Origin of the sequence: Desulfopila sp. IMCC35006 (assembly GCF_005116645.1) — a bacterium.
In the GTDB taxonomy this organism is placed as follows: Bacteria; Desulfobacterota; Desulfobulbia; order Desulfobulbales; family Desulfocapsaceae; genus Desulforhopalus_A.
Genome location: NZ_SWCM01000010.1, coordinates 156,151 through 170,530, shown reverse-complemented (window position 1 = coordinate 170,530; position 14,380 = coordinate 156,151). Strand labels below are relative to the sequence as shown.

The following is a 14,380-nucleotide window of genomic DNA, read 5'->3' as shown; positions in this document are numbered from 1 at the left end:
TCGCAAGAGATAAAAAAAAGCGCCTTTGAAGTGACCCCCCAATGACGCTTTTTTCTGCATGCTTATTTGCTGCACGTTATCAGAGTGCCTTATTGGCCTCCATGTGCAGGATGAGATCAAGCATTCTGTTTGAGTATCCCCATTCGTTATCGTACCAGCTCATCACCTTGACCGAAGTTCCGATAACTTTGGTTGACTGGGCATCAATGATTGAAGAGCGGGGATCTCCCTGAAAATCAATGGAGACAAGCGGCAGATCGGTATAGCCGAGATATCTGTTCGCTGACGCTTTGAGGGCCTGGTTCACCTCGTCTACGGTTGTTTCCCTTTCAACTTCCATTACCGCATCGACAAGGGACACGGTTGGCGTCGGCACCCTGACGGCCAGACCATCGAATTTGTTTTTCAGCTCGGGGATAACAAGTGACACCGCTGCCGCGGCACCTGTTTTGGTTGGAATCATCGATAAAGCTGCGGCCCTTGCCCGGCGTGGATCGGAATGGGGAAAATCGAGCAGGCGCTGGTCACCCGTATAGGCATGAATGGTCGTCATCAGGCCCCGTTTTATACCAAACTTGTCGAGGATCACCTTGGCAAAAGGGGCCAGACAGTTGGTCGTGCACGACGCATTGGAAACCACATGATGGATGGTCGCATCATATTCATCCTCATTGACACCCATCACAAAGGTTTTGACATTGCCTTTGGCGGGTGCAGAAATGATAACTTTACTGGCACCGCCGTCTATGTGGCCATGGGCGGATTCCCCATCACGGAAAATTCCTGTACATTCTGCAACATATTCAACACCCAGATCCCCCCAGGGAATATCGGCAGGGTTCCGGTGGCTGGAGACGGCAATTTCCCGACCATCGACGATGATACCTTTTTCATTGCTCTGGACATCTTTTGGAAAAATACCCATAACCGAATCGTATTTCAGAAGGTGGGCCAGGGTTGCATTGTCGGTCAGATCGTTGATGGCTACGACTTCAATATCGGCAAAAGCCGGATCTTTATCGATCGCCCTGAACATATTTCTGCCGATCCGGCCAAAACCGTTAATAGCTATTCTTACTGTCATATCCTTCTCCTCTTAGCTGTCCTGTCGAACCGCCCACGCGGATCATTTGTTATCTCCGGCCAGAATACTGCACACTTACTGACCCAGTTCTCCATTTCTTTGGAGAAGCCACACAATCGCCACTTCACCTGCAGATCTGCCTCCTTCTCGCCTCTCGGTACAGTTCCAGATATTTTTGCATAACATTCGTCCAGGTGTATTTCTGTTCGATCTCCTGTATTGCCTGAAGCTGCATGGTACGCTTTGCCGCCAGGTCATCGTACAGGATCAGGGCCCTTTCAAGAGCCTCAAGCAGATCATCCGGGGCATCTCCCCGATAGGCGATGCCGGTGACCTTATCCCGCACCTTTACCAGTCCGCCGACATGGTGCACCACCGGAATATTGCCGAACAGCTGGGCAATAAAGTCCGTCAACCCGCAGGGTTCGTATTTTGAGGGAATAACAAAAAAATCACCGGCAGCGAATACTCTATTGGCCAGGTGCGGACTAAAACCTTGCAGAAAACACATTCTGCCCTGCAGTCGCCCACTTTCGGTCAGCGCAATCAGCCGGGATTCAAAGCTGCTGTCGCCATTGCCAAGAACCAGCAACTGGCAGTGTGCATTTTTTTCCAGAAAGACCTCCATCACCTCCAGCAGGACATCGATCCCTTTTTGCTCACTGAGACGGCCGATAAACGTAAAAAGAGGATACTCCACACTGTTCTGCAGGGTGCCGTAGCGGTGTATTCCGGGTATTGCGCCACCGCCGGCGATTTCAGCCAGCAGTGCAGCTTTGCAGCACAATTTACCAGAGAGTGTATCGTGCGGAGCACCGGGATCAAAGAGCATCTCCCTATTATCCCCGGCAATGACAGCAGAGGAAAAGGCGGCCGGGTCAATTCCATTGGTCACCCCCTCTAATATGATATTGCGTCTTTTTAATTCATGCCCCAACCAGCCCGTCAGCCTGTCATTGGCGGTTTCCTGCAGCTCCCTCGCATAGTTTTCACTGACCGTATTGAGAACCGCGTATCCTCCAGCCACCAGAAAAGGATCAAATTTACCATCAAGCAGGTTGGCATTAATGATCTGATTCGGCAAATCAGTAATGGAAGTGGCGTAGGGAATATCCGCCACTTCCTGATGATAGCCAATACCCGCATTGTGTATGGTTACCAGAAAACCCGTTGCTCTGAAATAACTGTGATAGCCTGATTTTTCACGGATAAGTGCCGGCAATATTGCGGTATGTCCATCATGGCAGTGGATGATATCCGGTTTTGCATCAAGACATACCATGAGCTCCAGTGCCGCCTTCTGGTGCAGAAGATTCATGGCAAAATAGTCATGGTGGCCCATGGCCTTTTGTTGCCAGGACGCAACCTTTTCATCATCTTCGGTATAGGTATAGACCGCTGATTTCTGGCGAAAACGCTCAGCATCGACCAGGTAGACATGCACTCGGTTGATCTTTTGATAATAATAGCCGACTTCCTCCAGGACGTAGGCATCAGGCAGATGCATGGCGATCTGCAGACGAAAAAGTCGGTCCGGGCATAAAGGATCTGTTACCGGCTGAAAGCCCAGGGCTGGAGGATCGAGAAAACCATAAGAGGGCAGCACGACATTGACGGATCGTCCAGTCCAGCGAGCAAGACTTTCCGCCAACTGACAGGCAACATCCTTGACACCGCCTGCCCCGGCAAGATTTCCATATTCCCTGCTGAGCATCCAGATATGTTTTATCTGTTGTTCCTGCTTCGCCATTGTAGTTCGAATCCCTCACTTTTCTTGCATTTTCCCATCTTTCAGAATGTCATTTTCACTACATACAAGTAAGTATAGTATTCGTAAAAAGACCGATGTCAAGCGTGCGAAATGACCAATCCCCCCCTTTCGTTTGCGGTTGTTGCCCGTGATTGACCGACCAGTAAATAGATCCTATAGTTGACTTGATATGTATTAGATGACTATTCAGTGGACTATTATCTTGGATTTTCAGGAAGTAATGGCGTATTCTAGTGCTGGCCGGATAGAGCTGAGGCTCAGTTCCGGTCTCTATTGTGCCTTGAGGAGAGAAATAAATGGTTACTGGCACCTTGAAAATCACGACATCAGCGCAAATGGAAATGATCAGTATCACTGCAGAAATTGATAATATTATCCGTAATCTTTCAGTTTTTTCAGGGATACTCTATCTTTTCAATCCGCATACCACCGCCGGTTTGACCATCAATGAAGGTGCGGACCCCGATGTCTGTCGTGATATTATTATGGGTCTTCAGCATATTGTCCCCAATAATCTGCCGTACAGACATGGAGAGGGCAATTCGCCGGCGCACCTGATGACCCTGCTCACCGGCAGTGCGCTGACCCTGCATATTGACAAAGGCAGGCTCCAGCTCGGCACCTGGCAGAAGATCTTTTTTTGTGAATACGACGGACCACGGACCCGTTCAGTACACTGGAAAATTATCCCGGACCCGGTACAACCCACATCCTGATCCCGTAATAAACGGGAGTAACGCCTATTTGAATACTCATGACAAAGCCCGATCCAGCAAAAATATGTTTTGGCCTGACCGAGGAAATTGATCGCCAATCGCTTGCCGATTTTCTCAGGCTTGGCGGACAGGAGGAATTTTCCAGGATATTTGCCGCACGACTCTCCCGCGAAGAGATCATCGGTTTTGTTGATCATTTTATGGACCTGTTAAGAAAACATCTGAACGAGAATGAGTATCATCGTTTGTTTCTTGGCGACGACCACCACCACGAGCACAAGGAGTAAGCCGTGCCAATGACCAAACTCTACGACCTTCGCAGTTACCTCGAAGTACTTAAAAAAGAGCGTCAGTTGCTCGTCATCGATGACGAAGTCGATCCTTACCTGGAAATCGCCGAAATCCATCGCCGCATTATCGCCATTGGTGGGCCGGCCCTGCTGTTCACCAACGTTAAAGGCTCAGATTTTCCGGTTACCACAAATCTCTTTGGTACTCACAAAAGATTAGAGCTGGCATTTGGCAGCAAGCCACAGCAATTTGTCCGTGACGTAGTCCGGCTCACTGAATCGATCATGCCACTTTCGCTCAGCAAAATCTGGGACAGCCGGAGCCTTTTTCTCGATGGGCTGAAAATAGGCATGAAGACTGATAAAAAAGGCCCTGTTCTAGAAAACTGCCAGATGCCTGCCAAACTGAGCGCTCTCCCCATGCTCACCTCCTGGCACAGCGACGGCGGGCCGTTTGTCACCCTGCCCCTCGTCTACACCGAGCATCCCGACGGCAAAGGCCATAATCTCGGCATGTACCGAATCCACAAATATGACGACGTGACAACCGGCATACACTGGCAGATCCATAAGGGAGGTGGCTACCACTACTTTGCCGCGGAAAAACAGAATCGCCCTCTGCCGCTGACTCTTTTTATCGGCGGGCCTCCAGCACTCATGCTTGCGGCCATTGCCCCGCTGCCCGAGGATTTGCCGGAGCTGATACTCACCTCTCTGCTGATCGGCGACAAACTGCGGATGACCGATGATCCTTTAGGCGGGCACCGACTGGTCGCCCATGCCGAATTTGCTATCAAAGGCCAGGTACCACCGCATGTACGTCATCCCGAGGGTCCATTCGGCGATCACTATGGCTACAATTCTCTCCAGCACGATTATCCGGTTTTCCAGGTGAGTCATCTTTATCACCGCAACAAGGCGATCTATCCCGCCACGGTGGTTGGCCGGCCCAGGCAGGAGGACTTCTTTATCGGTGATTTTCTCCAGGATCTGCTCTCGCCGCTCTTCCCTCTGGTGATGAAAGGAGTCAAACAGCTGAAGACCTTTGGCGAAACCGGTTTTCACTGTCTGGCCGCAGCCAGGGTTGCCAATCGATACCCCCGAGAAGCTTTTGCCTGCGGCTTACGGGTGCTTGGCGAAGGACAGCTGTCCCTGACGAAATTTCTCATTGTCACCGATGGTGACATAGACATCACCGATTTTGCCAAATTATGGGTCCACGTCCTCGAACGGATACAATGGCAGCAGGACCTGTTCGTTTTCGCCAACGTTTCCCAGGACACCCTTGACTATACGGGGCCTTCGGTCAACAAGGGATCCAAAGCCATGCTCCTTGGCCTGGGCAAAGAAAAAAAGCGGGATTTACCAAAAACATTTTCCGGCTCCCTTCCCGCCGGCTGTATAAAACCAACCGTGTTTTTGCCCGGCACACTGGTAGTCCAGGGATGTCCATACGGCGAAAATCCAAACCTGGCACAGCAACTCTCGGAAAGCAACGAATTACAGGAGTGGCCAGTGGTTATGCTGGTGGATAATTGTGACGAAACGACAGTTTCGATCCAGGAATTTCTCTGGTCTATTTTCACCCGCTTTGAGCCGGCAGCGGATATTTATGGCAAAACCACCTCGGTCAACCGATTTCATGTGGGCTTGCAGGCCCCAGTTACCATAGATTGCCGAATGAAACCATGGTACACGGAAATTCTCGAAGTAGACACAGCCACGAAAGAGCTGGTAGACAATAAATTTTCCAAAATAATACCTGCTGAATGGCGATGAACAATTCAATACGGCTCCAAAAGTATATCGCCCAGTGCGGCATTGCGTCCAGACGCAAGGCTGAAGAATTCATCAGTGCCGGCCGAGTTGCCATAGATGGTGTGATAACAAGAGAAATGGGCATCCGGGTCATTCCCGGCGAACACACCATAACTTTTGACGGCAAAAAGGTTGAGGCGGAGGAGGAGCTTGTTTATTACCTGCTGAATAAACCGAAGGGCTATGTCACAACCCTGGCCGACCCTCAGGGCCGGCCGATAGTCACCACCCTTATCAAAACGAGCAAAGCCCGCCTTTTTCCCGTCGGCAGATTAGATCTGGACACGGAAGGGGCCTTAATTCTCACCAACGATGGAGATTTTGCCCAGAAACTTCAGCATCCGAGCCATGAAATCAATAAAACCTATGAGGCACTGGTGAAAGGATGTCCGCCACGGGACAAAATCACAATGCTGGAACGCGGCATTTTCCTGGAAGGTAAAATGACCGCGCCGGCCTCAGTCTTGGTCAAGGCCAAAATCGGCGGGAACTGCCTTATGCAGATTACCATTCACGAAGGGAGAAAACGGCAGGTCAAAAAAATGTTCGCCTTCATCGGCAATCCTGTCCTTCAGCTTAAGCGAACAGCTTATGGCAAACTGACTCTTGGACGGATTGCTCTTGGTGACTACAGACAACTTAACCCTTCAGAATTAAATAAAATATTTTTATAGAATTTTCTTTACAAATCTCCAAATAGCTGATTAAATCTAAATAGTTAGCTTGGCGGGTCCGACTTAAAATAATTCTCCCTACACATAACATATTGATTTTTATGTTTTTTTAGCCACTGAGCCATCTGACAAAGACACAAGCTTCACGACTACTCACCAATATTATTGTACAAATGCAGATCAATGAAGTCCCTTAATTTGATTTCCGGAAACAGGAGCAATGTATGAATAAATCAGAACTCATCGAAGCATTGGCACAGGACATTAATGTACCGCATCGTGAAGCCGCTGCAATAACCAACACTGTCATCGAAACTATGACCGAGGCCCTCGCCAGAGGCGAGAGTATCGAGATCCGCGGCTTTGGCAGCTTTGTGATAAAGACATATGATTCATACGAGGGCAGGAATCCTAAAACAGGAAAGAAGATTCAAGTTAAACCCAAGAGACTGCCCTTCTTCAAGGTCGGCAAAGAACTGCGGGAGAAAGTTAACAGCGGGAAATAGCCTGCCCGCAAATACCGGATCCGTTCATCAAGCCCCGGTGACAAAAAGCCGTTACTTTTTTAATACCCTTCAAGGCTAAGAAATAATATAACAGGCTATACGTACTCACAATGCCCGGAATCTTGCCCTGCAAGCTGGGCGTTGTTTGTGCACAGGGGGGCGTCTTTTGTCGTTATATAGGTGGCCTGCTGTTTCAATACGCCGGGCGCCGCGCTTCCTTCCTTTTTTACCTTGCGACAATCCCGCCGACCAGATCATATATCTGCGTTTCGGTTATCCGTACCTGAACTATATCACCAGGATTGGCAACCCCATCGTTGATATAGACACAACCATCAACTTCGGGAGCCTGGTATCTTGTTCTTCCCTCCAGCAATAGATCGGTTTCCCTGCTCAACCCTTCGACCAGGACCGGCTCAATCCTGCCTATGTACTTCTTCTGGATTAATGCGGATAAGTCGGACTGAATATCAAGGAGATAGTCGCGCCGCTCCAGTTTCACTTCCTCCGGCAGCTGGCCGGCAAAGTTCTCCGAGGGACAGCCTTCTTCATTGGCATATGGAAATACACCGACATGATCAATGTTGGTATTTTTTAAAAACGTTTCAATCTCAAGAAAATCGGATTCGGTTTCCCCGGGAAACCCAACAAGAAAAGTGGTTCTCAGGGCTATATCGGGAAGAATATTCCTGATTGTACTGACTGTTGCGTACAGCTGCTCTGAAGTGTAGCGCCGGTTCATAGAACGGAGAACCCTGTCGCTGACATGTTGCATCGGGATATCAAGATATGGCACGATACGGGAATTGTTCGCCATCAGCTGCAGCAATTCCTCACTGATACCAGTTGGGTAGAGATAGAGAAGACGCAGCCATGGGATTGACGTTTGAGTTAGCAGCTGGTCCATAAGCCTGACAATATTCTGTCCCCTGCCTAAATCATTGCCGTAAGCGGTACTATCCTGGGCAATGATCGAGAGCTCCTTCACCCCATAGTGCTGAAGCTTCTGCGCTTCAATCACCAGATCATCAATGGTCCGACTGCGCAACGGGCCACGGATTGCCGGAATCATACAATAGGAACATCTATTGTCACAGCCTTCGGTTATTTTCATCCATGCGCGAAATACCGGGGTGGAGATGATACGGGGTGTGGTGCTGGACATAAGGATACGGTCTGGCAGCACAACCCTGCTCTGCAGATCACCGTGGTCCAGTAGCGCCACATACTCCGCAATATCGGCGGCCGCCTCCGTACCGAGAAACAGGTCAACTTCCGGGAGATCCTCTGTCAACTTCTCCTGGTACCGTTGCACCAGACAGCCGACGACCACGATTTTTTTTTCAGGAGCGTCTTCTTTAATCCTGACAAGTTCAAAGATTTCGGTTATGGCCTCTTCCACGGCGGGCTGAATAAAACCGCAGGTGTTAAGAAGCAGGAGGTCCGCGTCATGTGGGTCATCCACCAGATCCCAACCGCCGGCAGCCATTGAACCTAGCATAACCTCCGAATCAACCAGATTTTTGGCGCAACCAAGACTGATGAGATGAAAACGGGCCATTATTTGTCTCCAATATGTCCAAGATGAGCAAGCAGCAACTTGAGGGCGGCTTGTTTCTGTTCCATAAATAATTTTTTAGAAAAACCAGGCCGCCAGGAATCGCCCCAGAGTTCGTCTGAAACGGTAAGAATGGCGGTAAATTCAATCCCCCTGAATGCAGCCACGGTGCAGAGAGCTGAAAATTCCATATCCACTGCCCCCACCCCTTGATCCCGCCGCAGCCCATGCAACATCCTCCTGTCCTCGCGGTACACCGCATCCGTTGACCAGACACAGTCCCGATGAACGGCGATGCTATTATCAGACAAGATTTTAACTATCTGGCTGCTCAGGTGCAAATCAGGTCCTGGCGTTGCGTCCGTTATATAATATCGAGAGGTCCCCTCACCGGAGAGAGCCCTGGCAGGGACAATGATATCACCGACTTGTAAATTGGGGGCAATTGCCCCGCACCAACCAAAAAGAATAACCTTCTTTGCCCCGAGAGCAATCAATTTCTCCAGGGTGAGTACCGCCATGGGTGCCCCGATTGCAGGTCCTGCGGCAAAATATGGCGGATCGTTCGCAACAACTAAACCAGAATTAAACAGGAACCGACTCGCCCCACCGCTTTGCTTCATCCGGCCAAGACACTCAGACGCCTCCGATGGATTGACCAGCAAGAGGCCATTTTCCGGGAGTAACTGCTCTTTTTTATTTCTACGTGGATGAATGACGATATGCTGATCAGAATCGCTGGTCACAGGGAGTCTCCGTACTTTTTCATCACATTCAAAGGTCATGAAAATAGAAACGGGCGGCAGAATTTTCTGCAGCCCGTTTCTACGATCATCCAACAATCGTTATGTTCTCGTCAGTCTTATCCCAACAATGGATTGGCATACAGAAGAATCAGAGAAATAACCAGTCCGTAAATAGCTACAGACTCAGCAAGTGCCATACCGAGAATCATGAAAACCATCAGTTTGGGCTGTACTTCAGGATTTCTGGCAAGACCCTGACATGCGCCGTTACCAACAGAACCAATACCTATACCAGCGCCCAGTCCGGCAAGACCGATTGACAGTGCAGCTCCTACGCAAATCAAAGCTAATTGAAGATTTCCTTCCATTGTTTTCTCCTTAAAAAGTTGAGTTGTTTGGCCTTCTTCTTTATTTTTTACTTCTTAAATATTTGAAATATTTTTTTGGTTTGTTTTACAATCTAACTCAGTTGCTCAAGATTTCAGTTTTTAACCAGGCGTTTCGCACTAATCCCGCCCAAAAGCGCGGCACAAGTTCCTTCACCTCATTCCCTTCTTGTTGAAAGCCAGGAAAGGAATGCGTAAGTCACTAATCCCGCCCAAAAGCTCTGCGGGATAAGTTCCTTCACGAAATTCTTTCTCAAAAAGCCGAGAAAGAATTTCTAAGTCACTAATGAGCGTGCTCTTTGGCCTGCGCAAAATAGACCACGGTAAGAAGTACAAAAACCATCGCCTGCACCACAGAAACAAGAACACCGAGGATCATAATCGGCAGGGGTGCAAAAAAACCACCGGCCAGCATGAACAGAATCGCCAGCAGCGTTTCCTTGGCCATGATGTTTCCGAAAAGACGGATGGAGAGAGAGAGCAGTCGCGCCAGGTTACTGATAATCTCGATCGGCAGCAACAGGGGAACGAGCCACCAGACTGGCCCCATGAAATGCTTGTAATAGCTGAGTCCATGCTCCCGAAATCCGATCAGGTGATGACTGAACCAGACAATCAAGGTCAGGGCCAGAGTAGTATTGAGACTTGACGTTGGCGACATAAATCCGGGGATAAGTCCGATGAGATTGGCAACCGCAATATAAAGCGCGAAAGTTGCGATCATCGGGAAAAATTTATCGGCCATCTCTCTGCCCATGTTATCGGCGAAGAAGTCATCCATACCGCCGATTACCAGTTCCCAGAAGTTTTGGCCCTTTCCTGGAATCATTTCCAGATTGCCAAGGGTGAGTCGTGCGACCAGGAAAAGAAAGGCCATTACCAGCCAGGTGTAGGTCATATACGGTTCACACAACTTTTCCAGAAACGTGTGCCCTACAGGACCGTGGGGGACTGGCAGTCCCAGCTTTTCAAGGATGATTGAAATAAATAGTATCGGATGTTCCATAACTCCTCTTACCTCCTCCCTCTGAAGAAATAGTGCCCGGCCATATTCAACGAGATGAACGTGATGGCAACCACTACCGTTGACAACCCTAAAATCAAGCCAAAGACATTGACCACTTTGCCCTTAATCAGGAAAAGCAAGACAATACCTATAAGTACAATGCGTATCCAGAATTTCAGCAGGTATCCTTTTTGTCCCTGCTGAGCCTGAGCTTTCCGATCATCCAGGGATGACAGCGAAGAAATCGAGCCAATCATCCGCAGCACATCCTTACTCGATACCCAGAAGCTTACTATAGACAGAACCCCCCCGGCAAAAACCGACCAGGCAAACCACCAAGAAACCAGAATCGCGGAAGCGATTGTCATTACAGCCAGCAAAATCCAGCTTATTACCTGCATCTTCTGCAGGTCCTTCCCATTTTTGGTCACTCAATCCTCTAGTCTTCGTGGTCTTTTTCGGCATCAGCCTTTTGTTGGTCTGCGGCCTTCTTATCACGCCAGATAACCTCAAACAAGGTTTTGTAGCCGGCGGCAATACCAAGAGCCAGACCGATAAAAGTAAACCACGGCGAGGTTCGCCCGTCAAAAACTTTCTGATCAAGATAAATACCGCCACCCATACCGATGACAATGGCAGCAACAAAAGTGAATCCGATATGTCCGTAATTAGCCAGCAGCTGAACAAATTCCTTCTTTACATCTCCCATTTTGTTCACCTACTTTTTATGAACTGCTACGTACAATACAATATAAACGAGTTTGGTAGCATGACTCCATCTCAAAGTCAATAAATTTTCACTTTTCGAGCAATTTTTTGAATGACCATTCAGTCATTTTCAATGTCTTTTCGAGGTCCTTTTCACTCTGCGCGGCAGAGATAAAAGCCACTTCGAATTGTGAGGGTGCAAGGTAAATCCCCCGCCCCAGCATCTGTCGATAGTGTTGTCCATATCTGGCGGCATCCGCCTGCATGGCTGAGTCAAAATCGGTTACCGGTTTTTCAGTAAAAAATCCGGTCATCATACTGCCGACACGGTTGAGTTGAACTGCAATACCGGTTGCGGAGGCAATACGTTTGAGCGCATCTGCATAAGCCGCCGCTTTTTCTTCGAGCTGTTCATAGAAACGGGGCTGCTGCAACAGCTTCAGCGTGGCGATTCCTGCAGTCATAGCCAGAGGATTACCCGACAGCGTTCCTGCCTGATACACTGGACCATCGGGGGCGACGCAGTTCATGATTTCCGCCTTGCCGCCATAGGCACCTACTGGCAGGCCACCACCGATAATCTTACCGAGACAGGTGAGATCCGGCATTATGTTATAATATTGTTGCGCCCCACCGTAACTGAGCCTGAAACCGGTAATAACCTCGTCAAAAATCAGGACGATACCCATCTCGCGGGTGAGCTCTCTCAGCTTTTCAAGAAACCCGGGTTTTGGCGGTACACACCCCATATTGCCGGCCACCGGCTCCACGATAACACAGGCGATCTGCAGATCCTCATCACGCAGGGTCCGCTCCAGAGTATCTATATCATTATAGGGGATAGAAAGGGTATTCTTGACGATTTCTTCAGGCACCCCGGGGCTTCCCGGGATACCCAGGGTAATCAGCCCGGAGCCCGCTTTTACCAGGAATGAGTCGGCATGGCCATGATAGCAGCCATCAAATTTAACGACCACTTTTTTACCGGTGTAGCCCCTGGCAAGCCGCACCGCACTCATGGTTGCCTCGGTTCCGGAATTGACGAATCTGACTTTTTCCACAGAGGGCACCGCCTCAACCACCATACGGGCCAAGTCGATCTCCGTAGGTGTCGGTGCGCCAAAGCTGGTTCCTGAGGCCGCGGCTTGCTGTACCGCATCAACAATGTGGGGATGCGCGTGCCCGACTATCATTGGTCCCCAGGAACATACAAAGTCAACATACTCATTACCATCTGCATCGGTTAGCGTTGCGCCGGTTGCCTTGGTAATAAACACAGGGTCGCATCCTACCGAGCGACAAGCCCTTACCGGACTGTTTACTCCTCCTGGAATATATTCCTTTGCCTGTTTAAACAAATCTGCCGAAGCTGTATAGTTCATGCGTTATTCCTCTTTATATTATAATGGTTCAAATTATTTATGGTTCTTATGATAGCCGTATACCGGATCAGATCCTGCACTCAACCGAAAATATTCTTCAGCTGTACAATTCGATTTTTATGGGAACGCACTATAGCACGGCGGATATTTTTCTGCCAATTTTCCGCCCCTTGATTTTTTATTATTGATGCGCAAAGTAAAAACGCATGTTATCCACCTTCTTGCTCCAAAAAGAGAGAATTGGCAGGAACTTTTTTCTACTTGTCAGCCATTGAAGCAAAAGGTAAAGTAGATGGAGGTGTGTTCCTTACCCAGGGATCCTTCTTATCTATGCATTCAGACTTAATTTAATCTCATTAGTAAAGGAGAAAATAATGGCAAGTGATAAAGTCCAAGAACTAACCGATGCGGGGTTTGATGCGGTGGTTAAATCAGAGCAACCCACCCTGGTTGACTTCTGGGCCCCGTGGTGTGGACCCTGCAAAGCTATTGGGCCGGTCATCGAGGATCTCGCTGCTGAGTATGAGGGGAAAGTGACCATTGCGAAAATGAATGTGGACGACAACCCAGCCACGCCGGGCAAATTCGGCATTCGTGCCATACCAACACTTATCCTGTTCAAAGACGGTCAAGTTGTCGACCAGATCACCGGTTCTGTAGGAAAAACACAGCTCATAGCACTGATTGACAAAGCAAAGTAACCACAGGTTTTCTGGCTGTCTTCTCTGTCAGATAGGCTTATATCTGCTGATAAGACAGTTTTTTACTATCTAGGATACCTACGGAAAAAATGAAAGATCACTATGAACTGGTCATTTTAGGAGGCGGGCCGGCTGGCCTGTCAGCCGGGCTTTATGCAGCGCGGGCAAGACTTGACCATGTGCTCATCGAAAAAGGAGCACCGGGCGGGCAGGTCCTGCTCACTGACTGGGTCGACAACTATCCTGGATTTCCCGAAGGATTAACGGGTTTTGATCTCGTCGAAAAGATGACCCAGCATGCCAGGAGATTCGACCTGAACATCGAGCTGGGAAGTGTCACAAGAGTTGACCCAAACGATGGCATGCGCAAAATCCTTCATCTCGAAAGCGGCGAAAAAATTACCTGCGATACCTTAATCCTGTGCAATGGCGCAAGCGCCAACAGTCTTGGCATACCGGGCGAAATGGCTCTGCGGGGCAAAGGTGTGTCGTATTGCGGGACCTGCGATGCACCTTTTTATCGAAACATGCATGTCGCGGTTATCGGCGGTGGCAATACGGCTATTCAGGAGGCCGAATACCTGACTAAATTCGCCAGCAAAGTGACGGTCATTCATCGTCGGGAAGAACTCCGGGCGACCAAAATCATTCAGGAAATCGCCTTTGCCAATGACAAGATCGAATTTATCTGGAATACAAGGGTGAGCTCAATCGAGGGCGAAAACGAGGTAGAACACCTCAACCTCCTGCACAACGATGGAACCACGTCAACTCTTGACGTTCAAGGGGTTTTTATCCTTATCGGAGTCACCCCCAACAATGACGGCTTGCCTCTGCAACAGCTGAACGCTGACAAGTGGGGATTTATTCCCATTGACAAAGAATCGCAAACGACTATACCTGGAGTGATGGCTGCAGGTGACATCTGCAGCAAGGAAGTCCGGCAGATTATCAACGCTGCCGGCGAAGGAGCTGTGGCGGTACTCGCTGCGGAAAGATACCTACAAAATTTGAAAAAATCCAAATAGTAATAC

16 protein-coding genes are annotated in these 14,380 nt (G+C 49.1%); 7 read left to right on the top strand and 9 right to left on the bottom strand.

What is annotated here, in order from left to right:
* Window positions 1-79: 79 nt before the first annotated feature.
* Window positions 80-1,084, bottom strand: a complete 1,005-nt coding sequence (gap, locus tag FCL47_RS16840) for a type I glyceraldehyde-3-phosphate dehydrogenase (RefSeq protein ID WP_136814698.1) — start codon at window positions 1,082-1,084, stop codon at window positions 80-82.
* A 124-nt stretch (window positions 1,085-1,208) separates the two neighbouring features.
* A complete protein-coding gene (locus tag FCL47_RS16835; RefSeq protein WP_136814697.1) occupies window positions 1,209-2,834 on the bottom strand; it encodes a glycogen synthase in 1,626 nt (541 codons plus the stop codon).
* A 317-nt stretch (window positions 2,835-3,151) separates the two neighbouring features.
* On the opposite strand from FCL47_RS16835, the gene FCL47_RS16830 reads away from it, so the two are divergent.
* The 5 genes from FCL47_RS16830 (at window position 3,152) to FCL47_RS16810 (ending at window position 6,859) form a co-directional block, all read left to right on the top strand.
* Entirely contained in the window at window positions 3,152-3,571 is a 420-nt protein-coding gene (locus tag FCL47_RS16830; protein ID WP_136814696.1) for a secondary thiamine-phosphate synthase enzyme YjbQ, read from the top strand.
* A gap of 38 nt (window positions 3,572-3,609) precedes the next feature.
* Window positions 3,610-3,858: a hypothetical protein gene (locus tag FCL47_RS16825; RefSeq protein ID WP_136814695.1), complete on the top strand. Its 249-nt coding sequence runs from the start codon at window positions 3,610-3,612 to the stop codon at window positions 3,856-3,858.
* A 9-nt stretch (window positions 3,859-3,867) separates the two neighbouring features.
* The gene (locus tag FCL47_RS16820) at window positions 3,868-5,640 is read left to right on the top strand and encodes a UbiD family decarboxylase (RefSeq protein WP_136814748.1); all 1,773 of its coding nucleotides are present in this window, start codon (window positions 3,868-3,870) and stop codon (window positions 5,638-5,640) included.
* On the top strand, window positions 5,637-6,353 hold the full coding sequence (locus FCL47_RS16815) for a pseudouridine synthase (protein ID WP_136814694.1): 717 nt from the start codon (window positions 5,637-5,639) through the stop codon (window positions 6,351-6,353). Before FCL47_RS16820 ends, FCL47_RS16815 begins: the two co-directional genes overlap by 4 nt.
* A 224-nt stretch (window positions 6,354-6,577) precedes the next feature.
* Window positions 6,578-6,859 carry an HU family DNA-binding protein gene (locus FCL47_RS16810; protein ID WP_136814693.1) on the top strand — a complete coding sequence of 94 codons (282 nt, stop codon included), beginning with the start codon at window positions 6,578-6,580 and terminating at the stop codon, window positions 6,857-6,859.
* Between the two features lie 226 nt (window positions 6,860-7,085).
* On the opposite strand, the gene rimO is transcribed toward FCL47_RS16810, so the two are convergent.
* The 7 genes from rimO to hemL all read right to left on the bottom strand — a co-directional run bounded on the left by rimO (window position 7,086) and on the right by hemL (window position 12,645).
* Window positions 7,086-8,420, bottom strand: a complete 1,335-nt coding sequence (gene rimO, locus FCL47_RS16805; RefSeq protein WP_136814692.1) for a 30S ribosomal protein S12 methylthiotransferase RimO — start codon at window positions 8,418-8,420, stop codon at window positions 7,086-7,088.
* Entirely contained in the window at window positions 8,420-9,163 is a 744-nt protein-coding gene (locus FCL47_RS16800) for a nucleoside phosphorylase (RefSeq protein ID WP_167496539.1), read from the bottom strand. Before FCL47_RS16800 ends, rimO begins: the two co-directional genes overlap by 1 nt.
* A 116-nt stretch (window positions 9,164-9,279) precedes the next feature.
* Window positions 9,280-9,531, bottom strand: coding sequence for an ATP synthase F0 subunit C (atpE, locus tag FCL47_RS16795; RefSeq protein WP_136814690.1), 252 nt, complete (start codon window positions 9,529-9,531; stop codon window positions 9,280-9,282).
* 301 nt (window positions 9,532-9,832) lie between these two features.
* Window positions 9,833-10,555 carry a F0F1 ATP synthase subunit A gene (gene atpB, locus FCL47_RS16790; RefSeq protein WP_136814689.1) on the bottom strand — a complete coding sequence of 241 codons (723 nt, stop codon included), beginning with the start codon at window positions 10,553-10,555 and terminating at the stop codon, window positions 9,833-9,835.
* 8 nt (window positions 10,556-10,563) lie between these two features.
* Window positions 10,564-10,986: an ATP synthase subunit I gene (locus tag FCL47_RS16785; protein ID WP_136814688.1), complete on the bottom strand. Its 423-nt coding sequence runs from the start codon at window positions 10,984-10,986 to the stop codon at window positions 10,564-10,566.
* 8 nt (window positions 10,987-10,994) lie between these two features.
* On the bottom strand, window positions 10,995-11,264 hold the full coding sequence (locus FCL47_RS16780; protein ID WP_136814687.1) for an AtpZ/AtpI family protein: 270 nt from the start codon (window positions 11,262-11,264) through the stop codon (window positions 10,995-10,997).
* Between the two features lie 88 nt (window positions 11,265-11,352).
* Complete coding sequence (gene hemL, locus FCL47_RS16775; RefSeq protein WP_136814686.1) at window positions 11,353-12,645, bottom strand: glutamate-1-semialdehyde 2,1-aminomutase; 1,293 nt, start codon at window positions 12,643-12,645, stop codon at window positions 11,353-11,355.
* A 374-nt stretch (window positions 12,646-13,019) separates the two neighbouring features.
* On the opposite strand from hemL, the gene trxA reads away from it, so the two are divergent.
* Both trxA and trxB read left to right on the top strand, forming a co-directional pair.
* Window positions 13,020-13,346, top strand: a complete 327-nt coding sequence (gene trxA, locus FCL47_RS16770; RefSeq protein WP_136814685.1) for a thioredoxin — start codon at window positions 13,020-13,022, stop codon at window positions 13,344-13,346.
* An 89-nt stretch (window positions 13,347-13,435) separates the two neighbouring features.
* Window positions 13,436-14,374 (top strand): thioredoxin-disulfide reductase, encoded by a 939-nt coding sequence (gene trxB, locus FCL47_RS16765; protein ID WP_136814684.1) that lies wholly within the window; start codon window positions 13,436-13,438, stop codon window positions 14,372-14,374.
* Window positions 14,375-14,380: the final 6 nt, after the last annotated feature.

What these genes read in the sequence shown, in the direction of transcription:
- FCL47_RS16830 (WP_136814696.1), top strand. Translation starts at nt 3,152, where the DNA reads ATGGTTACTGGCACCTTGAAAATCACGACATCAGCGCAAATGGAAATG.
- rimO (WP_136814692.1), bottom strand. Translation starts at nt 8,420, where the DNA reads ATGGCCCGTTTTCATCTCATCAGTCTTGGTTGCGCCAAAAATCTGGTT.
- atpE (WP_136814690.1), bottom strand. Translation starts at nt 9,531, where the DNA reads ATGGAAGGAAATCTTCAATTAGCTTTGATTTGCGTAGGAGCTGCACTG.
- trxB (WP_136814684.1), top strand. Translation starts at nt 13,436, where the DNA reads ATGAAAGATCACTATGAACTGGTCATTTTAGGAGGCGGGCCGGCTGGC.
- FCL47_RS16825 (WP_136814695.1), top strand. Translation starts at nt 3,610, where the DNA reads ATGACAAAGCCCGATCCAGCAAAAATATGTTTTGGCCTGACCGAGGAA.
- FCL47_RS16820 (WP_136814748.1), top strand. Translation starts at nt 3,868, where the DNA reads ATGACCAAACTCTACGACCTTCGCAGTTACCTCGAAGTACTTAAAAAA.
- FCL47_RS16810 (WP_136814693.1), top strand. Translation starts at nt 6,578, where the DNA reads ATGAATAAATCAGAACTCATCGAAGCATTGGCACAGGACATTAATGTA.
- atpB (WP_136814689.1), bottom strand. Translation starts at nt 10,555, where the DNA reads ATGGAACATCCGATACTATTTATTTCAATCATCCTTGAAAAGCTGGGA.
- FCL47_RS16815 (WP_136814694.1), top strand. Translation starts at nt 5,637, where the DNA reads ATGAACAATTCAATACGGCTCCAAAAGTATATCGCCCAGTGCGGCATT.
- FCL47_RS16835 (WP_136814697.1), bottom strand. Translation starts at nt 2,834, where the DNA reads ATGGCGAAGCAGGAACAACAGATAAAACATATCTGGATGCTCAGCAGG.
- hemL (WP_136814686.1), bottom strand. Translation starts at nt 12,645, where the DNA reads ATGAACTATACAGCTTCGGCAGATTTGTTTAAACAGGCAAAGGAATAT.
- gap (WP_136814698.1), bottom strand. Translation starts at nt 1,084, where the DNA reads ATGACAGTAAGAATAGCTATTAACGGTTTTGGCCGGATCGGCAGAAAT.
- trxA (WP_136814685.1), top strand. Translation starts at nt 13,020, where the DNA reads ATGGCAAGTGATAAAGTCCAAGAACTAACCGATGCGGGGTTTGATGCG.
- FCL47_RS16780 (WP_136814687.1), bottom strand. Translation starts at nt 11,264, where the DNA reads ATGGGAGATGTAAAGAAGGAATTTGTTCAGCTGCTGGCTAATTACGGA.